Origin of the sequence: Pseudoalteromonas sp. NZS100, from assembly GCF_015864815.1 — a bacterium.
GTDB lineage: Bacteria > Pseudomonadota > Gammaproteobacteria > Enterobacterales > Alteromonadaceae > Pseudoalteromonas > Pseudoalteromonas distincta.
This window is the reverse complement of record NZ_JADYWM010000008.1, coordinates 1-21,839: the sequence shown is the minus strand read 5'-3', so window position 1 is coordinate 21,839 and position 21,839 is coordinate 1. Positions and strand designations below refer to the sequence as shown.

Here is a 21,839-nt window from a genome sequence, read left to right as displayed (position 1 = left end):
TAAAGCGCACACTTTTTGAGGATAAATGTATGCCTAATCTACGAAGTTTTAGTATATCCCAGCGTTTTTCACTGTTAATAGCCATCGTTGTATTTGGACTAATAATACTTAGTATATCGAGCCTAACCCATCAATATAGTTCGCTAAAAGACGAGCAATACATAAAAACACAAAATGTAGTAGAAACGGCGTACAGTATAATCGAACACTATTATGCGCTTGAACAAGATAACACTCTCACTCAACAACAAGCTCAATCACAAGCACTTAATGCAATAAAAGCACTACGCTACGACAAAACCAATTACTTTTGGATTAACGATTATCAGCCAACAATGGTTATGCACCCTATAAAACCTGCGCTTGATGGTAAAGATTTAACCAATAACAAAGACCCTGACGGCAAATCATTGTTTGTTGATATGGTAAATATAGTGAAAAAAGATGGCGAGGGCTTTATCCCTTATAAATGGCCTAAACCAGGTAAAGATAAACCGGTTGAAAAAATCGCATTTGTTAAAGGTTTTAATCAATGGCAGTGGATTATTGGCTCGGGTGTTTACCTTGATTCAATTGACGAAGCATTTAGTGAGCAACGTAATCTTATAGTCGTCAGTGCAATAATTATGATTATTGCCGTTATTTTACTTAGTTACTTTATAGGTAAGAGTATTTTAATACCGACTCGCTTAGCGGCCGATATGATGAAAGATATTTCACAAGGCGAAGGCGATTTAACTCGTAAATTAAATGAATCCGGTAATGATGAAATATCTGAACTATCACGCTCATTTAATTTATTTGCTCTCAAAATGCGAGAGTCACTTGTTCATGTAGCACAAAGTGCAAACGATGTAAGCGAACATGCGCATACAGTTGACGACTCAAGTAGAACAAGCCACTCATTTATTGAGCTTCAAAACGATAGTTCAACCCAAGTTGCAGCTGCCATGGAGCAAATGACTCACCAAATACACGATGTGAGCCGTAACGCTGAAGCCGCAGAGCAAGCAGCTAAGGATGCAGCACAAAACGCATCAACGGGTAAAAATGTGGTTGCGCAAACAATTACAGCAATAGAAACACTCTCAAGCAACATTGAAACAGTCAGCCGTGTAACAGAAGATTTAGCCAACGAAAGCCATAATATAGGCTCTGTGCTTGATGTAATAAGAAGCATATCAGAACAAACAAACTTACTAGCATTAAACGCTGCCATTGAGGCTGCTCGCGCAGGAGAGCATGGTCGGGGATTTGCTGTTGTTGCAGATGAAGTAAGAACATTGGCCAGTCGTACAGGGCAAAGTACTGACGAAATTCAAACCATGATCACTAAACTACAAGAAGGTGCAAAAGCAGCAGTAGAAGCAGTTAAATCAAGCCAAGCACTTTCAGTTTCTACCGTGGAGCAGGCGTCATCAGCCAATACTTCACTTAATGAAATAGAACGACTTGTTTCAATTATTACCGAAATGAACAGCCAAATAGCACGTGCCACAGAGCAACAAACGCAAGCTGCCGACGAGGTTAATTTGCGTATTAATGAGCTATCTCAATCAACTGAGCAATCATTAAATAATACTAAGCAGCTTACCGATGCCAGTGATAACCTTAAACAAAGTAGCGAAGGTCTTTCGAGCGTAGTTAATCGTTTTAAATTAGATTAATCGATAGCGTTCTCATAAAATGCAAAAGCCCTGAATTAACAGGGCTTTTTTATTACATGTAATTTTTTAGCTTACAAACAATAACGTGCAAACAAGCTCGTTACTGATGCAGCTGTTGGCTTACCATGCTGCCAATCACCGCCTTCAACACCGCTACCTGCAATATCCATATGCACATAAGGTAGAGGCTGTGCAGAGTCGTTACCGTGCTTATCAAGCCCACCAACAATAGCCATAAACGCCATAGGGAACTGATGTCCACGAGCTGTAACGGCAGATGCTGCGTTATTGCTAGATAAAACATCGTCAGCTAGCGTACGTGGTTTAATAAAGTCGTAGTCTTCACGGCGTGAACGCGATACTTCAGCGCCATCGGCCCACAAATCTCCAAGGTCAGCTATTTGACGTGAGACACCAGCACTACGAGCTGGACCATTTTCAACATACGCACCGTAAGGACCCATTGCACGTGCCGCATGACCCGTTAATGTAGCAACAGTAAACAGCGTTGGGTTAATCTCACCTTTAGCTAAATCTTTCATTTCGCTAAGCAGGTCGCCCATTGCTAAACGCCCTTCTGCATCGGTATTACCAATACGTACACGAACACCTTCACGGCTAGTAATAATTTCATCTGGCACAAAACAATCTGAGCCAATAGAGTTGCGAACAACAGCTAAGTACGATACCACTTTAACGCCTTTAGGCTGATAATCAGCAACGGCTTTCATAAAGCCCGCAACAGAAGCTGCGCCGCCTTTATCACGGCTCATGCCTGCCATATGGCCGCCTACTTTTAAATCTGCACCGCCTGTATCGTATACAAGGCCCTTACCTACAAACATAAGTGTGCGAGTAATTTCGCCCTCTGGTACGTATTCAAGCTTAACAACACGTGGGTGATGGCGTTCAACTGCATACGATGCGCGAGCAACTGTACTTAGCATTGGGTAGTTTTTATCAATAGCTGCAATATCATCAATTACGTCAACTGCAATGTTTGAGCCTTTAAACAATTCAACGCAGTAATCAGCAAAACGTGGGGGAGCCATACGCTCAGGTTCAGTGCCACACAGGTCACGCGCTGCATATTGGCCTGCTGCAATTGCATTAACAGCTTTAATAGTTTGCTCGCTCGCGCCAACTAAACCAATCTGTGTAATTGGTTCAATGCTTTCACCGTGATATTCACGCGCTTCTAATGGCTGCCATAAGGCTTGGCAAGCGCCTAAATAAGCAACCTCTAAAGCATGCTGATAACGGCTATCGCCATTTAAATTTGGTAAAAATAATGCAGGGTTAATACTGCCCGACGCTTTTGCTTCGTTAATTGCTAATTTAGCAACATCAAAATAACGACGCACGTCGTCGTAATCTCTATTTAACGGACCGGTTGGCGCAAGTACAACGCGCTTGTTTTCAATTACTAATAAAGTAACTTGCTTACCGATGCGAGAATCTACGTTTGCTTGAGCTAAAATAGCATCACGTAATGAGTTATTTGGTAACTGAGAAAAGTCATTACTAATAATAATAAGCGCATCATGAGATGTGCATTCAAGGCTTGCACTAACCGCTTGAGGGTATGCCATAAATAAGGTCCTGTTAGAAAACATAAGCCCCTATTATCGTCGATTTAAATATTGAAGACCAGCAAGGAGCGATGAGCTAATCACATAACCTATCAATAAATGGCAACTTGGAGTTACAGGCTTTACAGCTTAATCGAGAATACTAAGTTGGAAGTTTTGCTCTGGCTCGTTTTTAATGCCAACGCCTATGCCAAGTAATCTTACAGGCTGTTGAAGCCCACGCTGGTAAGCCTTAGTAAGTAGTTGAACAAATATTTCTGTATTTAGCTCGTGATATACCTGATCGGCTGAGGTCACTACAAAATTTGCAAACTTCACCTTAACACTCAATTTATTAATACGGTTTTGTAACTGCTGTTTATTAAGCCTTAAAACTAATTCCTCTAACAATCTTGGCAACTCATCTAAGCACTCTTGCAAACTTGTTTTGTTGTACTCGTAGGTATGTTCAACACTCAGCGATTTTCTTATACGATCTGTGGATACTTTACCAACATACTCACCTGCACATTTTTGATAAAGCGACACACCAAAATTACCCACATGTTGCTGCATCCAGTTAACGCCTTTTTCACGTACATCCTTGCCGGTATATAAGCCTTTTAAATTTAGCTTTTCGAGCGTTACTTTGCCCACTCCTGGAATTTTCCCCAGCGGTAATTGCGCTAAGAAGTCATCAACCTCATCAGGCAAAACGACAAATTGACCATTCGGTTTATTTTCGTCACTGGCTATTTTGGCAATAAATTTAATCGGTGCAATACCAGCTGATGCAGTGAGCCCTGTAGCATTGTAAATATCGGCTCTTATTTGCTGTGCAATAAGTGTGGCACTGCCTTTACAAGCGGTGCTGTCTGTTACATCTAGGTAGGCTTCGTCTAAAGAAAGGGGTTCAATTAAGTCTGTATAGCGGCTAAATACTTCACGTATTTGGTTTGAAGCTTCTTTGTATACAGCCATGCGCCCTGGGACAATAACTAAATCGGGGCATAATTGTTTAGCATGATAGTTCGACATAGCCGATCGCACGCCATACTCTCTAGCTATATAGTTAGCGGTTGAGAGCACGCCTCGTCGGCTATTGCCTCCAATAGCAAGCGGTACACATGCAAGTTTTGGATTATCTCGCATTTCTACTGCTGCAAAATCAAACTATAGGGTAAAAAATGTAAGTTCATAGAACTTAAAAACTCAAGCTATTGAATTTAAATTATTTTTAAATTGAAATAAGCTTACAATATTCACTTACATTAATTTCAGATAAAAAATTACAATTATATCGTAGTTTAGCGTCTAAATTAATTGAAAAGGAATATGTACTAAGTAAGCCATCAATAAGACTTAGTAGTCTCTTTATGCAAAATACAGTCATATGTCTCTTGCTGTAAATAGCTACTCAACCCCTGATCCTATTAAATATTTAGTAATATTGAAACTTAGCGCTATGTGTTGCACAAGACCAGCATAGTTATATGACTGTTCTTACAGCATAAAGAAATGCCTAGAGTTATTAGCTTTGGGGGAACTTAGATACGACTAACCGAGTTTAAAATAGCCATACAAAATCCTAAAAGAGTTCCCCTGTACTATCAAATAATGAACATTTAATAACTTTATATACCTGCTTTCTCAATATCTAATTTGCATTTTTTCCATGAAGCAATATGATCCAAGTTGAATTTATCGATTCCTTTGACGTATAAGGGCTCAAATTTTAGCTTGTTTATTACTTTCAAACTAATGATTGATGGATTGAAAGCCAACGTAAAAAGCTGCTGCATAATACCTTCGTATTTATCAACCAAATTAGATACTTTCTCTCTTCCTAGCTTCCATTCGAAGATAAAGTTTTCTTCGTCAACAGGGAGCATCATAGTAAGAACCCCTTGAGCAGCCGGGTGACTGAGTTGACAAAGCTCTGAATAACAATCGTAAAATTGAGAGCCGGCTTCCTCATCAGTTTTTCGAACGTAATATGAAGCAGTTTTCGCTTTGTGAGTTTGGGGAGCGTTCTCCTCGCTTTTTAATCTTCTAGCGTGCGTAAAGTGAATTAATTGATTTTCGAGTTCTTCACACAAAACAAGTTCTGCAGATTTGGCTCTTAATGCATTATCAATATGTTTTATGCTTTTTGATATGGTTGGCGCAAGGTTACCAATACTATGATAACTATCAGCTACCGATTCTATTAAATAACGAAATGAAGAGGCAAATGGCAGATATAATTGGCTTTCATAGGCAGACTTCATTCCCATTAACCACTCATAATTTCTCACTAAAGCTGAAAGTGAAGAAAAATTGGCTCTATATAGTATTTCTTTTATATATTGCGAGTTACCATTCAAGGGCTCTTTAAGCATAAGAGCTTCAAACTCACTTTGACCCATAAAGGTATATTTGTAATTTTCTAATTCAAAGAGCAGCTCCCCAATTAATTTGAGATACTGTGCTTCATTCTTACCTATTAGGTTTTCGAAAGAGTTATACATAGTGTTTATCCATACTGTACTTTTAATAGCGTTAATTACACCTCATAACACTTCTCTAAGCTGTGCTTGTCAACGCTATAAATTTAAATGACGAACACTTCCCGATTTCCATAGTCGGTGGTCACTATCCTTGTCCGTTATACCACTATTTTCTGGCAATACATTATAATAACCACTGGTATATGTTTTAATAAGTCGACCGTTAACTTTATTGAATTTAAAGTTCGCAAGTGTTACTAGAAACCGCATAAACTGTAGCCAGTTAAATAGCTGGCTGGTATGCTATTTACGTCAAAGCCGCTCGGTAATTAGACCGACACAATCCCCAGGTAATCACACTAGTACAGATTATTCATCAGAAATTTTAGAAGAGGCTCTCTGGCTTCACCGACTATGTCAAAAGCACCTTTGTTAGTTACAACTAAAGATACATTTTGGTGCTGGTAGAAAAAAGATACTTTCGCCTTTTTGAATAAATAATCTTGATTTGGGAACTTATTATTAAGAGCTTCTAAAATATTCTTTCTGGATTTAATTTGAATATCAGCAAAGTTGTTTTCATCAATCTTCAAATTCCCAACAGAAATATTATTGATTTTCACATTTGATATAGTGTCATATTCGTTCAAGTAGTGTAATAACTTGTCGATCTTGAGTTGAAGTACACTAATGAACACGGGAGTAGATAATGTACGCTCTAAGTTGTCAATAAAACTATTTATGCTTCTTGGGGCTGCAACAACCTCAATCAAATATTTATTTTCTTGCAACTGCACTACCGCGAAATCGAAATTTATTATGCTTATTTGTTCGTTTTCAATTTCCGTACCATCAGGAAGAGCGAATTTTTCTATTCTAGTTACTTTTTCTGTGTAAGAAGCTTCTATAAAACTGTTCTCAACTGAAAACACTTCAAAACCAAAATTTTGTTCTTCAGAAAACGACCTTTTACCTATGCTCTGAATCAGTTCTGAAAGTTCCAATTCAACTGAAAAATTTATCCATCTTGATTTCATTTGCAGTTACTCCGTTACTTTTTTAAGCGCTTCATGCGCGGCTAATTCAACCTTTTGTGTAAGATTTCTTTCTTGACTGCTACTCAATGCTTTCCTTGCTTTCTGGTACTCACCTGCGCCCTTATACGTATAAAAGCCACGCACTAAATAAGAGAAATAGTCTTTTAATTCAGCATCAGAAAATTGAGCTTCAAACTCGAATAAGTCATCGTCTATCTTTGAATCAAGTTTAGAGCGCCACACAATTTTTGATATATAAAACCCCTTCTCGTATAGCTCCATTAGTTCCTCAGATTTGAGAACATTCTGTCCTTTTAAAGATGCTTTAGATATATGCGTTCCTAACTCTATATCCCCTTGCTCTTCGGTTTCCGAATCATCTGAAGATACAAGTTCGGTCTCTTCAATGGGGTGATATACGTAGACATCTGTTACATCTACTAACTTAAAACCTGTAATACCATTAATTAGCTCTGTAAAGAATTTGGTAATCAATGTGTGGTTTGATATGTGCGTCAAATTTATGTTACTTGCTACAACTTCTTCTTCAAGTTCAGTTTCAAGTTTAGTGATGTATAAGGCTTTCCATTCTTCAACAGTTTTGTTCGACGGATGACGAATTACTAAATCACTTTCGTTATCCTCAATAGATATTACAGCTTCCTTGTTTGTCACCTGTTTAAATTCTGAGTTACTGTAATCAAACTCTCTGTACTGCACTTTAATATTGATTCCATTGCTATCTGATTTTTCAATGGTACATGTAGCTCCGTGATGCTCTATTTCTGCAACTAACTCGGCTGCGGCAGTTTCAATAACTTCTTTTTCAATGTGTCTACTAATGGTAGTGCTTGTATTCTTTTCGCGCCTAGTATTTGTGCCTAGAATGCCCGCAAGAGTTTTGTAGTCACCGTAGGAATGCGGGAAAAGAGAAAAATATTTAGCCAGCTTTTCTCGCTTCGTTGAATCAGAAATTATTATTCCTCGGCTAAGAAAAAGGTCCTTGATTTCACTATTTTTTAGTTTTGACTGATTAACTGCATCAAACATCGCTTTATCACTTACACTGTATAGACTTCCTTTCATTTTAGCTTCTCCAACCTACATCAATATCACTCAATAGTTCTTTGTACTGTGTTACAGTTTCAAAGTTATTTTCAATTTCTTCTAACCGCTTTTTCTTGTGTTCATCATAGCCCCACGCCGTTGCATATGATGATACTGCATTCTTAAACGTACTGGTGATATCCTTATGTTTTTCAAATGACGTGCACCTGATTTTAATTGAACAAGAACTATCTAGCATTTGGTGTCTGGAAATAGTGTCTAGCAGATATATGAACTCTTCTTGGGTTTCACCTCTGCCATGATAATAAATTATAAATCCTGCTGGTTCTTTTAATTCGGAATTATGTGTGACTTCATCATGTCCAATTATTAAAACAGGAGATGACAGCATTTCAATTGTTGCTGCTCTTTGATACTTATCATAGTGAGTCTTATGCAGGAACAATTCTGGATAATAGAACCAATGTTTATTTTCGTAAATTGGTGGAAACTTTTGTTTTGCTGCTAAAGCGTTTAAATCGTTTACAATGGTGTTTAAATAACAAATCTGAGATGGCTCAATAATGTGAAGTAGCTGGTTTCTCTTTAGAGCAATGCTTGAAGTATTTATAACTCGTTTATTACTAGGATCTGATTTTTTTTTGATAAAAAATCGGTCATAAAAGTTTCTGTCGAACTGTCCATCGTGGTTATAAGTAAATAGCAGCGCCCTAATATCTGCAGGCTCGCTAAAATTTGCGAACCGATTCTGCCACTCTTTGCTCATTCTTGCGCACTCAATAGTTTTGGCTAAAGACTTTAAAGCTGTTCTGACGTTACTTTCAGTAATTGAACCTTCTTTATAACTCTTGAGATCTGTATTGAATAAAACTCGCTTATTTGTATAGGGATCAAGGTAGTGAAAAACTACATCTACAGGATGCGTATGGCTTTTTGCATTATTTGACTTTGCATGCTCGGGGGGCTTCAAACACTCAAAGTTAGAGTTAAAAAGAGCTATAGTTTCCCATTTGAAAAATGAAAGTAAATTTTGAGAAACCAGCTCGGCCATTTTTCCGATGTTTTCCGTTTCAGCCATTTTATTTATCCTTAAAAGTTAGATGCATACGTTCGCACGATAATCTAATGTACTCCAAATTTAGGTCATATTAAATATCAAAACTTTAAACTTTAGAAATTAAAAAGCGTTTATTTGTTTTAACTAAATCGTTATGTGCACTGTGAGTAAATGTCTGGCTCGTCTTTGTCCAAAAACAAGTAAAGTGAATGTCCATCCCTCGCTCACATCTGAACTTCTTAAGGTGCCAATTGGGTCATTGGCAACACTTGCCTAGGAGGTTAAAATTAGCGACGAAGGAGCGTAACCAGTTGTTTTAGGTCCTTTGGTCAAGGCACTTGTTATTTGTAAAATAAAGGCGGCGCGCCAGCCTAACTGATTACGCACCTAAGCATTACAGCTTGGCTAGTATAATTGATGCTACTAGTGTCAACGCGAACGCAACAGCTGGTACGAATGCCACAGACAAAGCTGTAAACAATACACCAAAAGCACCTAACCGAAGATGCAAGCTTGCTGAACCCGCCAAAGTAGGTTTTGTCATAGACTCACTCCTTTAACAATGCCTCAGCCTCATGTTGGATCGGGAAAGAGACGGTTCAGACTTTGCTACCATATTTAGGTTTAAAACCGGTCATGCTTTGGTGGTAGCAACCCGACCGGACGGTTGTTGGGAAGAGTATGACTCTACTCCCAAGCATTCTTTACACATAACGCCACTAAAACGGGGGGAAGAGCAATGTTCCGTTTTAAGTGCTTGTTAGCGCGTCTACTTTTTGGGTAACCCTTTAAATGTTTTCTCAACCCATGCGTCAAACTTACTTCCTTTGTCAAAGCTAAGTACATCATACATTTCAGGGTTTGTATCTTTAAACCCTGCTTTGAATTGTTCAAGGTTAAACTCTTGTATATTTTTCTCACGCTTAACTCTAAGAAATAGTTTAGTGGTATCTTTAGGTCTAAATCCGATATCTTTTTTGCCTAAGCTGATTACTTTTCCATTTTTAGTAATACCCAACGCTTGAGCAGCTCGAACAGCTTCTTCTTTAACTTTGAAAACTTTATCGTGTAAAGCCAATCTAGTTATAACATCTCGGGATTTTTGACAATCATACTTTTTTAGTTCTTCTAACGCTGAGAGTCTAGCTTTCCAATCATGTTTACAATTGGCATTTTTAACAAGGTCATCGATATTAATTGGCGTTTCCATAATAAGTGACATGACTTTCCTTAAGTGATGAATGATACATAGTGGACGACGTGCTAACTGCTTTATCAGAGGACACTTCCCCTACTTTAGTGCGAAAACATCCTCATTTTATTAATAGCATCTAGTATAACTTATTGCCAACTATAAATATTGGACTTACTAAAGCTTGTTTAAACATGTGTAAATAGGAAAATTTTCTCTTACTAATAGTTAGCTTATTACAGCTAACCATGACTTATCGTTCACAGCCTAACTTCGCAAAAGTGTCAATTTCAGTCATTCAGGTATAACTCGCTTCTGCCCCATAACGAGATGAGCGCGAAGCGGATCTTAAATATGTTTTAATTACCCGTCTGCTTACGAGGTTAAGCGGTTTAATTAGCTGGCGCGATAAATTTTTATTAGTAGAATATATCTATTATTAAGCTGCACTTTCTTCTATAGAAGGTGCTGTTAGCGTGTTTTAAGCACTTTAGGCTTTGAGGTTCTCAAAGTTCAACTAATACACTTGAAAAAGTTCGCTAATAGAGAACTTTTTATTGACAGAAAGTTTTTAATACAATAGATTACCCTTGCGAATTAGTAGAGAGGAACTCGCCAAATAATTGGATGTTTTCGGATATCCGTGGAAAGCTTTGCTTTCTATCATTTTCCTGCGCACTTCCTGCTACCCTTGGGCTTCCTTGGCTAGTATCGTGATAAGACCGTAGGGGACACACCGTGGGCGAAACCACGGTGTGAAAATTAGGGGTTAACTGTTGGACACTCTCATATCTCTGAGATAGGCGAAGCCAAGCCGCATTCGGTGGTTTGGAATTTCAGAGGAGTGCTTAAATGCCAGAAAAAAATACTATTCGTGCCCAACAGACACAGCAAGAGAAAAAACCTAAAAAGACTAAAGCTTTAGTTTGGAAACTTATTAAAGGTGCAGTAAAAGTCTTAGGCTTGATTTATCGAGTTTGGAGATTCTTTGAAGGGGATGACGCTAGCTAGTGTTCCCCTTAATTTTTTGAGGTCGTTATGATAAATAGAGCATTAAAAGTTATTAGACAGTTTCACGAAATGAAACAAGTGGAGCTAGCAGATAAATTAGCAATTTCAAAATCCTATCTGTCTGAAATAGAATCAGGCAAGAAACCAGCTAGTCTAGAGTTATTAAATAAATATTCTGAAGTATTTGATATTCCGGTATCTTCTTTAATATTTTTCTCAGAGAACATTGGAAGAGAAGGATTGTCTTCTAGTAAATTTAAGAAGGCAGTAGCTTCTAAAATAGTTAACGTCATGGAATGGTTTATTGAGAAAAATGTCGAAAAAATTAAAGCTTAAAGTTGATCATAGTCGCAGAAAACACAAATTATTCGAATCTTCTCTATATAAGTTAAAAACCAAGCGAAAGTTAGCAGATTTATTACGGGTAACTATCCCAGAATTAAAAATAGCTACTGCTGATGCTGGCAATTATGTTGTGTTTGAGCAGGAAGGTAAGTCGGGAAAAGCAAGAACAATTCAGCACCCTAAAGACAGTCAAAAAACTATTCATTGCAGAATAGCTAGTCTTTTGTGTCGTATTGAGCTTCCAGAGTACCTTCATTCAGGGAGAAAAAAGCATTCGCATATAACCAATGCTAAAGCTCACACCGGTAATAAAAAAGTACTTACCACAGATATAAAATCGTTTTTTCCTTCGACTACTAGAAAGATGATTTTTAACTTTTTTTACAACACTTTAAAGTGCTCGCCAGATGTTGCGGATTTATTAGCATCTATTTGTACGTACAACGGCCACATTCCAACAGGTAGTCAGCTAAGTATGCCATTGGCTTTCTGGGCAAACATTCGAATGTTTGAACAGCTAAATATTTTGGCAAATAAGCATGATGTGAAAATGACGGTTTATGTGGACGACCTGACTTTTTCGGGAGATGCTATCAATAGACACTTTTTGTCAGTAATAAAGAAAATTATTGTTTCTAACGGTCATATTTCTCACCCAGATAAAACGAAGTTATTTGAAAAATCAGATGTAAAGGTAATAACAGGTGTTGTGATTAAGAGCAATGACCTGCGTATAACCAATAAACAGCATAAATTGATTTACGAGTCGTTAGAGCAATGGAAAGGATGCAGAGATGAACCATTAATATCTTCTTTGGTAGAGCCTAAATTACTCGGTAGGCTTCATGCGCACAGTAATATTGAACCAAAGTTAAAGGATAAGGTAAATAGTATACTCAACTACAAACCTGTTAAACAACCATCTTCCTTTTCTACTGATTGATCCTACATATTAGGTCGAACAAAGTGAATCCCAACAACTTTATAAAATATGCCAAAACGTTTGGTGCGCCTCTGGCACAACCTACAAAAACGAAAATTTGAGCAGGTTAAATGTCTGTTTATCTCCAAACAGCCGACATTTAAAATTTATGAGTCAGTATCCGCTTCGAGCACAGGGTCGCTGGTCGGCTCTAACTCATTTTTGTCCAAAAACGAGTTTACCCGACCCTCCGCTTTTCGCTCAAATAAGACCCCGAAAAATGGCTCATATAGCTATCTAGGCCAACGCTTTCAAAAACAGAAGTATATTTCCGATAACTACCTTTGAATTCCTATAAACGGAAGTTTGCTTCCGAAATATAGCAATATTGGGTTAGAAACCGGAAGTTTACTTCCGTTTTGTACTTTAAGTTTATAAACCGGTGTTTAATGAAAGCTGGGAAGTCTAGAGGTACAAGCAAACATTGGGTTATTAAATTTAATAATTAGCTTTTAGCTAAATTTAGAAAAACTTTAAAGCTGGTAGTTTGATTATTTGAACTGACCTCTATATTTCCACCGTTTGCTTGCGCTAGAGCTTTAACTATTGCAAGCCCTAAACCAGCTCCATCGCTGTGTCGTTGGCGCGATTTATCGGGTCGATAAAAGCGGTCAAATAAATAAGGTAAATGCTCAGAAGGTATTCTCTCCCCAGTATTAATCACTGAAATACATATTTTATCAGCGGTAAATATTTCACTATTTACTGTGATTGATGAGCCTTTTGGGGCATACCTTATTGCATTGGATAGGAGGTTTGATAATAATTGGCGAAAGTGTAATTTGTCACAATAAAAACAAAGGTTTTGACCTTTTTTCTTAAATGTAATCAATGAGTCTTCAGCCAAAGCATCAAAGTACTCAAATAATGCTTCAATTTCATCATGGCTTTTTAGAGTATTTTGAACGGGTTTAACCAGTCCATTCTGAGTTTTTGCAAGCCAAAGCATATCACTAACCATCTTAGTTAGTCGTTCCAGCTCTTCTAGATTAGAAAACAATAATTCTTGATACTCTAACAACTGTCTTTTTTTAGATAAACCAACCTGTGTTTGAGTGATTATATTTGTTAGTGGAGTACGTAACTCATGCGCAATATCACTAGAGAAATTTGATAAACGAATAAATTCACTTTGGAGCCTGTCGAGCATCGAGTTAAACGACTGCACCATATTAACAAGCTCAATAGGCACTTTATTTTCATCAAGCCTTACATCCATCTTATTAGTTTGGATGTCATGCATTTTCTGACTCAAACCTCGTAAAGGGTTCAATCCTTGATGTATAGCAAACCAAGCCACCAATAAAATGAGTACCGCAGAGCCAAACATAATAGCCCAAAGACTTTGTTGAAATTGATTGAGAAAGTGTAAATGAAAGCTCATGTCTATCGCTGTAGTAATTTTGTATTGCTGTTGCCCAGTACTTAAATTACTCACCAGAGCTCGGTAGGTGTGGGTATCATTTTGCCATGAGGTAATGTTGTTACGGTTAAAGCCAGCTGAAGCATTAGCACTCATTACAAAATCACTAAAATCTCGTTCAGAACTTTGAAAAATGAGCTCTCCTTTTGCGGTATTTACCTGATAGTAAACACCGTGATGACCCGCTACAGCGTTAGATAATTCATTTTTAAGTTTCAGGTTTGATTTATACTGTTGTCTTAAAACTAATTCAATAGATTGATTAATAACATGCAGTTCACTACTATCTTGCTGGAAAAAATGATGTTTTATCGAACTATTTATTAAGGTGGCAACTAAAGTTAAGCACGCAATAACGGTTACAGCGACAAACAACACAACACGCATCGTAAGTGATAAAGGCCGTGACTTAATAGCCATCAGTTTCAACCTCTAATTTATAGCCCATACCACGAACCGTATGAATTAATTTAACAGTAAAGTCATCATCAACTTTTGCTCTTAGCCTACGAATGGCAACATCAATCACATTGGTGTCGCTATCAAAATTCATATCCCATACTTGAGAAGCAATTAACGAACGTGGCAGTACTTCACCTTCGCGCCGTAACAATAGTTCAAGTAAGCTAAACTCTTTATTACTCAATAAAATACGCTTGCCTGCACGTTGTATTTTTCGCTTTGGAATATCCATTTCTAAATCAGCAACTATCAGTATATCGTCAACTGTTTGTACTACACCACGGCGAATAAGAGTGCGTACTCTTGCTAAAACTTCAGCAAAAGCAAAAGGCTTTATTAAATAGTCATCAGCACCAAGTTCGAGCCCCTTTACTCTATCGTCTATACTATCGCGAGCAGATAAAAATAGTACTGGGGTTTTGTTATCTGCTTCACGTAGCGACTGTAAAATTTTCCAACCGGATACGTCAGGTAACATGACATCAAGTATTATTACATCAAATAAGTCGGTCATTGCTAGGTGATGACCGTCAAGTCCATTGCGCGCCAAAGAAACCTGAAAACCAGCTTCACTTAGTCCCTGTTTTAAATAATCTCCTGTCTTTGATTCATCTTCAACAACTAATAAGCGCATACAATTCCTTCATTAAAGTCCTAACAACTACCTCTGCAAATATTATGCAGTATCTGTCACTACAGCAACATGACACCAACATTACAACTTTGTAATGTTCGCGTCATGTTTAAGACAGGTCTATTTTCTATACTCAATACATATTCTGGTATGAAGGAGTAAGGAAATGGGGTTTAAAAAGTCATCACAACAGGTTAGCACACCACGAAGACGATTTGTTCAAGGCTTAATTGCAGGAGGTGTACTTGCTGCTTTTCCGAGTGTATTACATGCTGCATCATCTTTAGTAACAGGAACAATAACAGGCACTGTGCCCGAACTTAGCGGCAAAGTAATTGATCTGGTTATAGATGAATCGCCGGTTAACTTTACTGGCGTAGTACGTATGGCGACAACTATCAATGGCTCTATACCCGCCCCTACCTTGCGCCTCAAAGAAGGCGATGACGTTACTATTAGAGTAACAAATAAGTTATCAGTACCGAGTTCAATTCATTGGCATGGCATTATTTTACCGTACCAAATGGATGGCGTACCTGGTATCAGTTTTAAAGGCATTATGCCTGGCGAAACCTTTGTTTATAAATTTAAATTACAACAAAGCGGTACATATTGGTATCACTCACATAGTGGCTTTCAAGAAATGACTGGCATGTACGGTGCATTAATTATTGAACCGCGAGAAAAAGATATTATTAGTGCAGATAACGAGCATGTTATTCAATTATCTGATTGGACTGATGATGACCCAATGGCGCTGTTCCGCAAATTAAAAATACAGAGTGATGTATTTAACTTCAATCAGCCCACTGTTCCAGAATTTTTTGATGACGTTTCAAATAGCGGTGTTTCGAATGCTTTGCAACGCCGCAAAATGTGGAATCAAATGAGAATGAATCCTACAGATTTAGCTGACTTATCTGCATCAGCAATGACCTTTTTAATGAACGGTAGTACGCCAATGTCAAATTGGCGAGGAATGTTTAAAGTTGGAGAAAAAGTAAGACTTAGGTTTATTAATGGCTCAAGCAATACTTTTTTTGACGTTCGTATTCCAGAACTAAAACTAACAGTTGTACAAGCTGATGGGCAAAACGTTGAACCAGTGACAGTTGATGAATTTAGATTCGGCCCTGGTGAGACCTACGACGTAATTGTTGAGCCTAAAAATGATGCCTATACGATTTTTGCTCAAAGTATGGATCGCTCTGGTTACGCAAAAGGAACTTTATCAAGCTCGCCTAATATTGATGCGCCAGTACCTGCACTTGACCCTGTTGAATGGTTAACGATGACCGATATGATGGGCAATATGACCCACGGCGGTGAGCATTCTGCAATGGCAGGTATGGCTGGCATGTCAGGTATGAACTCTAAAGAAATGGATCATAGCGCTATGGAGCACGGTGCAATGGCGATGGATCATAGCAAACATGGTATGTCTGAAAACCCATTGGCAGTTGCCAGCCCTAAAGTGCGTCATGCCAAAACGGAGTATGGAGCTTCAGTTGATATGCGCGTTGATATGCCTAGAACAAATCTTGATGATCCTGGTATTGGTTTACGTAAAAATGGTCGCCGTGTTTTAACACTTGCAGATTTACACTCACTTGAAGGGGTCACTAACCAGCAAGAGCCAGAAGCTGAAATTGAGTTGCATTTAACCGGAAATATGGAACGTTATAGCTGGTCATTTGATGGCTTAGAATTTGGTAAAAGCACGCCAGTGCATATGAAGCATAACCAACGTTTAAGAGTTATTTTACAAAACGATACCATGATGACGCACCCTATGCATCTGCATGGTATGTGGAGTGATTTAGAAAACGAGCAAGGTGATGTGCAAGTGCGACGTCATACAATACCTGTTCAACCCGCACAAAGAATCAGCTTTTTAACCACCCCTCACGATGTAGGGCGCTGGGCTTGGCATTGCCATTTATTATTCCATATGGATGCCGGCATGTTTAGAGAGGTAGTCGTATCATGAAACAATTAAAACTATCTAAATCATTTAGTTTATTAATGTTAACTGGGGCTTCATTAATTAGTTTCCCTTTATTAGCGCAAAGTGAAATGGCACAAATGAATAGCGCTAAGATGCAACCACAAGGAGGAAGTGCACCTAAAGATGCAAGAGACCCCCATGCTTACTCTGCGGGAACAACTTTAACAGAAGGCCCATATGCGCTTGAGGGCAATGAGCGATTAACACTCGCTGATGAGCATCCATTTTACGCATTACTAGGCGATCGTCTTGAATATAACGAGCAAGCAAACGCAGGTGTATTTGACTTACAAGCATGGTACGGCACTACCTTTGATCGATTGGTAATTAAAACCGAGGGTGATTTCAGCGAAGGAAGTATTGAAGAAAACCAAACCGATATTTTATGGGGTCACGCCGTATCAGCATATTGGGATACTCAAGCAGGTGTTCGTCTTGATTACAATAAAGAAGGTGAAAATCGGCAATGGTTGGCTTTTGGCTTACAAGGTTTAGCCCCTTATTGGTTTGAACTTGATATGACAGCATACGTAGGTGAGCGAGGCAATACCGCATTTACGTTAGAGGCAGAGTACGAACTACTACTCACGCAAAAGCTAATTATACAACCGCGAGCCGAAATTACACTTTATGGCAAAAACGATAAACAAAACGAGCTTGGAAGTGGCCTATCAAGCAGCGCGATTGGCTTTAGGGTTCGTTATGAATTTACACGCCAGTTTGCGCCCTATATTGGCGTTGAATGGGGCAATAAATTTGGCAATACCGCCGACTATGCCACATCAAGTGGACAAAGTAGCAACAACACCGCATTTGTTGCGGGTATTAAATTTTGGTTTTAATCATTTTAAATAAGAGGTAATTATGAAGTTTTTTAACTCTGCAGTAGCCATTTTAGGTTTAGTGCTTACATTTTCCGCATCAGCGCATATATCACTCAAGCAATCAATACCTGCACAAGAAGCCATGTTAATGCAAGGACCAGAGGAACTTTCGTTAATTTTTAGTGGTGAAGTAAGGCTAGCAAAAGTCATCATCAAAGATGAAAAAAATAAAACAATAAACTTTGATTTCAAACCCAGCGCCACCCCAAGCACAGACTTTAATTGGTCATTACCGAGCCTAGCCCAAGGCACTTACACGGTTAAATGGACAGCACTGGGTGGTGATGGACATAAAATGACTGGCACGTTTAGATTTATGGTACATAAAAATGAATCGCATAAGATGATGCAAGAACAATCTAATACCCACAGCAAACATAATCATTAAGTAGCAACATCATGCAATTAAGTGAATGGTCAGTGCTCTTACTATTATTAAAACTAGCAAGCTATATAGCAATTGTAGGGCTTGCGGGCACTTTATTAATGCGCTTTATGTGTGGCAACAGCAATGTTGCAGGGCATCACTTAATTAGCTTTCATCAGTTCTTAAAACGTTGGCAAATTACGTGTGTAGTTACAGGTAGTATTGCTGCACTTTTACAAGTACCTATAGAAGCTGGAGCAATGGCTGAATTAGGCTTTATGGGAATGTTTGACCCCTTTATGCTTGAAATTGTTTGGCAATCAGTCATAGGTGACCAAGCAAGGTTTAGAATACCAGCGCTTATTATTGCTCTAATTAGCGCATGTATGTGGAATGTGGAATCAGATGATAACGTAGCAGGTTATAAAAACGATGCCGTTATACTAATCATGCTTGGGTTTATCGCTTATAGCTTCACTTTTACTGGGCACAGTGCAAACGAAAATGGGTTAGTGAAAAGTATTTTAACCTTTCACCTTATTGCCATTGCGAGCTGGTTAGGGTCATTGTGGCCGCTTTACAAAAGCTGCACTTTACTACCTACCAGTGAAGTAAAGCGGTTAATGCATTACTTTGGTCAACTCGCTATTGTTATTGTATTTGTACTACTTATTTCGGGCTTAACTCTGCTCCTGCAGTACCTAGAGTCATTTTCTGCATTGTTTACATCAGATTATGGGCAACTAATTTTATTAAAGCTGTTACTCGTCAGCGCGATGCTGCTCCTAGGTGCATGGCATAAGCTTTTTTTAGTCCCGCAAATCACTCAACAACACCATATAAGTATATTAAAACGCTCGATTACTGTTGAAATAGTAATTGCCCTGTTTGTACTTATTACAACAAGTGTATTTACCACACTTGTTGGTCCGCCTATTTAACGATTAATAAAAAGGGAAACGTATGTTAATTAAATCCTTTAATTTAAAAATTTTATTGCTACTAATTTTTAGCACTGTTAGTTCTTTTACTGTTAGTGCACATGACGATGAAAAATATTCAAAAAAAGGCAAGGCCTTTGTCAATGTTGATAGCGAGGCTGCAAAAACAGTCAGCCTATTTCATGCATCTCTAAAACAAGGTAATCGCGAAGCTGCACGTAAATTACTGGCCGACGATGTCATCATTTTTGAAGGCGGAAGTGTTGAGCGTTCTGCAGATGAATACGCGAAACATCATATGATAGCGGATATGAAATTCTTAAGTGCTGTTAATAGTGAACTACTAGAGCATCAAGTTTACACAAATGGAGACATAGCTTACTCAATTTCAAGAAGTAAAACTCAAGGAAAGTACAAAGGAAAAGATATTAAGTCTATGGGAATGGAATCAATCACATTAAAAAACACCGATACAGGTTGGAAAATCACTCATATTCATTGGTCAAATTAAGGAGTTAAGAATGCGAGTAATCTACATTACCTCAGCGTTATTTTTATCATTAACTATGTCATTTTCGGCGATAAGTATCGAAAAACAACATAAAGCATTAATAACTTATGAGAATTCAGAAAAACCTAAAATTGAGCTTACCGTTTATAAAAGTAAAAATTGTGGATGTTGTAATAAGTGGATTGCTCATTTGAGCGAAAACAATATTCAAACAAAAGCAATTAACGTCAATGACATGGGGACGATTAAATCTCAGTATCAAATAAAATCAAATATGCGGTCATGCCATACAGCCGTTTCAGCCGATGGATTTGTATTTGAAGGTCATGTTCCCGCCAAACATATAAAACAGTTTTTAGCTGAACAACATCCTGAAAAGACGATAGGGCTCTCTGTTCCCGCTATGCCTGCTGGTACGCCAGGTATGGAAATGGGCGATCGCTTTTATAAATATAATATTGAAATGCTTACGCACGATTTACAGCAAAATACTTATAAGCATATTAGCAAATACGCTGAGCAGTTTTAACACTTATGGCACAACTCTTGATGTAATATTAAACATTGATTCAATGATTAAATATATAGTGGGTTTACGCCTAATAACCTGTAAGAATTACCCATTGGTATAAATGATATACAAAGTAAATGATAGAAAGGAGCCATCTAATGTCGCAGTATTTAAAGTTTTTCTTAATGATAGCCACATCAACATTAGTCATGTTTGTACTGATGTATTTGAATACTTATCAGCTAAGTCATGTTTTTTTTAGTGAAACTCGCACTTATATGGCGCTTTATATGGGAGCCATGATGGCAGTGATAATGCTACTTTTCATGCTCAATATGTATAAAGATAAAAAGAAAAATATAACAGTACTCATTGCTAGTGTTACCGTATTTGCGGGAAGTTTATTTTTAGTTCGATCACAAGCGACTGTTGATGATAGCTCATGGATGTCGGCGATGATCCCACATCATTCAATTGCAATACTCACCAGTGAAAGGGCAAAAATCAAAGATAAGCGAGTCCAAGAGCTTGCAACAAATATTATTGAGGCACAGCGTCGTGAGATTAAAGAAATGCAGTGGTTACTAAAGGATATAGAGAAAAATGGCCTAGCAGAAACTCAGGAGCAAGCACAATCTAGGACCGTACCGGATTTTAATGCTAAGTAAAATTTTATACCAATACATAAAAGGGAGCTAAACATGAGTAAATCAGCCCAACTTTTTAGAATGGCCACAGATGAGCATATTTGTCCGTTTGGTTTAAAATCAAAAGACCTACTAGAGCGAGAGGGATATACAGTTGATGATCAGCTATTAACTTCTCGAGAGCAAACAGATGAATTTAAAAAACAACACAGTGTAGAAACTACACCTCAAACATTTATTGATAATAAACGTATAGGTGGCTATGACGACTTACTCGATTACTTTGATAAGCCAAAAGCTGGGCAAGAAGGTACAACTTACACGCCCGTGATTGCGATTTTTTCGGTTAGTTTTTTGCTTAGTGTGGCATTTAGTTTTGCAGCGAATAATAGCTTATTATCAATGCAAACCGCTGAACTGTTTGTAGCCCTAACAATGGCAGTGTTAGCAATACAAAAGCTTCAAGACTTATTTAGCTTTACTAATTCATTTATAACCTATGACTTAGTCGCTATGAAAGTAGTCAGGTACGCCTATGTTTACCCATTTTTAGAAGCATTTGTTGGCATTGGAATGATAGCCGGATTACCAGCCTATATTATTGCCCCTATTTCATTGTTCATAGGTGGGGTTGGTGCTGTTTCAGTGATAAAAGCAGTCTATATAGATAAACGAGAGTTAAAATGTGCGTGTGTAGGCGGTGACAGTAACGTACCACTAGGGTTTATCTCCCTAACAGAAAACCTGTTTATGATCGCTGCCGGTATTTGGATGTTTGTTAAGTAAACAACAGCTTTAATTTAAAAACATGATGATGTACTAGTGTGATTACCAAGGGATTATGTCGCTCTAATTACCGAGCGACTTTGTCGTAAATAGCATATCAGCTGTACTAGCTCATATCAGATCTCACAGTTTAAGTGAATAAGTTTAGACTTCATCAGGCAGACTGCTATGAGCGAAAAGCAGACATTGACCGTTAATCGTTTCAACGACGGCAATTAGCCATACGTTGCATGTTTGCTCCCTTAC

20 protein-coding genes and 1 pseudogene are annotated in these 21,839 nt (G+C 38.0%); 12 read left to right on the top strand and 9 right to left on the bottom strand.

The features are described 5' to 3' along the window. Positions 1-29 precede the first annotated feature (29 nt). Positions 30-1,667: a methyl-accepting chemotaxis protein gene (locus I6E69_RS10125; protein ID WP_197121186.1), complete on the top strand. Its 1,638-nt coding sequence runs from the start codon at positions 30-32 to the stop codon at positions 1,665-1,667. Positions 1,668-1,738: 71 nt separating this feature from the next. Here the strand turns inward: I6E69_RS10125 and I6E69_RS10120 are convergent, their stop codons facing one another. The 7 genes and pseudogenes from I6E69_RS10120 to I6E69_RS10090 form a co-directional block, all read right to left on the bottom strand. Further along, positions 1,739-3,259 (bottom strand): leucyl aminopeptidase family protein, encoded by a 1,521-nt coding sequence (locus I6E69_RS10120; RefSeq protein ID WP_197121185.1) that lies wholly within the window; start codon positions 3,257-3,259, stop codon positions 1,739-1,741. A 129-nt stretch (positions 3,260-3,388) separates the two neighbouring features. Next, positions 3,389-4,405, bottom strand: a pseudogene (gene dinB / locus I6E69_RS10115) (DNA polymerase IV); the annotation flags it as partial. 467 nt (positions 4,406-4,872) lie between these two features. Next, entirely contained in the window at positions 4,873-5,748 is an 876-nt protein-coding gene (locus I6E69_RS10110; RefSeq protein WP_096042172.1) for a hypothetical protein, read from the bottom strand. Positions 5,749-6,086: 338 nt separating this feature from the next. Then, positions 6,087-6,764, bottom strand: a complete 678-nt coding sequence (locus tag I6E69_RS10105) for a hypothetical protein (RefSeq protein WP_096042173.1) — start codon at positions 6,762-6,764, stop codon at positions 6,087-6,089. Between the two features lie 6 nt (positions 6,765-6,770). After that, positions 6,771-7,850, bottom strand: coding sequence for a hypothetical protein (locus I6E69_RS10100; protein WP_096042174.1), 1,080 nt, complete (start codon positions 7,848-7,850; stop codon positions 6,771-6,773). A gap of 1 nt (position 7,851) precedes the next feature. After that, a complete protein-coding gene (locus tag I6E69_RS10095) occupies positions 7,852-8,910 on the bottom strand; it encodes a hypothetical protein (RefSeq protein WP_096042175.1) in 1,059 nt (352 codons plus the stop codon). Positions 8,911-9,658: 748 nt separating this feature from the next. Then, positions 9,659-10,111, bottom strand: a complete 453-nt coding sequence (locus I6E69_RS10090; RefSeq protein WP_096042176.1) for a hypothetical protein — start codon at positions 10,109-10,111, stop codon at positions 9,659-9,661. Positions 10,112-10,933: 822 nt separating this feature from the next. Between I6E69_RS10090 and I6E69_RS10085 the strand changes: the two genes are divergently transcribed. The 3 genes from I6E69_RS10085 to I6E69_RS10075 are packed head-to-tail and all read left to right on the top strand — an operon-like array spanning position 10,934 to position 12,380. Then, positions 10,934-11,092, top strand: coding sequence for a hypothetical protein (locus tag I6E69_RS10085; protein WP_158000952.1), 159 nt, complete (start codon positions 10,934-10,936; stop codon positions 11,090-11,092). A gap of 27 nt (positions 11,093-11,119) precedes the next feature. Continuing rightward, on the top strand, positions 11,120-11,428 hold the full coding sequence (locus tag I6E69_RS10080; RefSeq protein ID WP_024606124.1) for a helix-turn-helix domain-containing protein: 309 nt from the start codon (positions 11,120-11,122) through the stop codon (positions 11,426-11,428). Further along, positions 11,406-12,380, top strand: coding sequence for a reverse transcriptase family protein (locus tag I6E69_RS10075; protein WP_197121183.1), 975 nt, complete (start codon positions 11,406-11,408; stop codon positions 12,378-12,380). The genes I6E69_RS10080 and I6E69_RS10075 overlap by 23 nt, the downstream gene beginning before the upstream one ends. Before the next feature lie 484 nt (positions 12,381-12,864). On the opposite strand, the gene I6E69_RS10070 is transcribed toward I6E69_RS10075, so the two are convergent. After that, entirely contained in the window at positions 12,865-14,262 is a 1,398-nt protein-coding gene (locus I6E69_RS10070; protein WP_055016679.1) for a heavy metal sensor histidine kinase, read from the bottom strand. Next, a complete protein-coding gene (locus I6E69_RS10065; RefSeq protein WP_004588805.1) occupies positions 14,252-14,938 on the bottom strand; it encodes a heavy metal response regulator transcription factor in 687 nt (228 codons plus the stop codon). The genes I6E69_RS10070 and I6E69_RS10065 overlap by 11 nt, the downstream gene beginning before the upstream one ends. Positions 14,939-15,104: 166 nt before the next feature. Here I6E69_RS10065 and I6E69_RS10060 point away from each other — a divergent pair, with 166 nt between their 5' ends. The 8 genes from I6E69_RS10060 to I6E69_RS10025 all read left to right on the top strand — a co-directional run bounded on the left by I6E69_RS10060 (position 15,105) and on the right by I6E69_RS10025 (position 21,593). Next, positions 15,105-16,928 (top strand): copper resistance system multicopper oxidase, encoded by a 1,824-nt coding sequence (locus I6E69_RS10060; RefSeq protein WP_036972186.1) that lies wholly within the window; start codon positions 15,105-15,107, stop codon positions 16,926-16,928. Next, positions 16,925-17,788 (top strand): copper resistance protein B, encoded by an 864-nt coding sequence (locus I6E69_RS10055; protein ID WP_036972184.1) that lies wholly within the window; start codon positions 16,925-16,927, stop codon positions 17,786-17,788. Before I6E69_RS10060 ends, I6E69_RS10055 begins: the two co-directional genes overlap by 4 nt. Before the next feature lie 22 nt (positions 17,789-17,810). Continuing rightward, positions 17,811-18,218 carry a copper resistance CopC family protein gene (locus I6E69_RS10050; protein ID WP_004588802.1) on the top strand — a complete coding sequence of 136 codons (408 nt, stop codon included), beginning with the start codon at positions 17,811-17,813 and terminating at the stop codon, positions 18,216-18,218. Positions 18,219-18,229: 11 nt separating this feature from the next. Then, a complete protein-coding gene (locus I6E69_RS10045) occupies positions 18,230-19,138 on the top strand; it encodes a copper resistance D family protein (protein WP_055016677.1) in 909 nt (302 codons plus the stop codon). Positions 19,139-19,160: 22 nt separating this feature from the next. Beyond that, complete coding sequence (locus I6E69_RS10040) at positions 19,161-19,649, top strand: nuclear transport factor 2 family protein (protein ID WP_008109928.1); 489 nt, start codon at positions 19,161-19,163, stop codon at positions 19,647-19,649. A gap of 10 nt (positions 19,650-19,659) precedes the next feature. After that, positions 19,660-20,178: a DUF411 domain-containing protein gene (locus tag I6E69_RS10035; RefSeq protein ID WP_024032684.1), complete on the top strand. Its 519-nt coding sequence runs from the start codon at positions 19,660-19,662 to the stop codon at positions 20,176-20,178. Positions 20,179-20,318: 140 nt separating this feature from the next. Further along, the gene (locus I6E69_RS10030) at positions 20,319-20,828 is read left to right on the top strand and encodes a DUF305 domain-containing protein (protein ID WP_024032683.1); all 510 of its coding nucleotides are present in this window, start codon (positions 20,319-20,321) and stop codon (positions 20,826-20,828) included. A 33-nt stretch (positions 20,829-20,861) separates the two neighbouring features. Further along, positions 20,862-21,593: a MauE/DoxX family redox-associated membrane protein gene (locus tag I6E69_RS10025; RefSeq protein ID WP_024032682.1), complete on the top strand. Its 732-nt coding sequence runs from the start codon at positions 20,862-20,864 to the stop codon at positions 21,591-21,593. Positions 21,594-21,839: the final 246 nt, after the last annotated feature.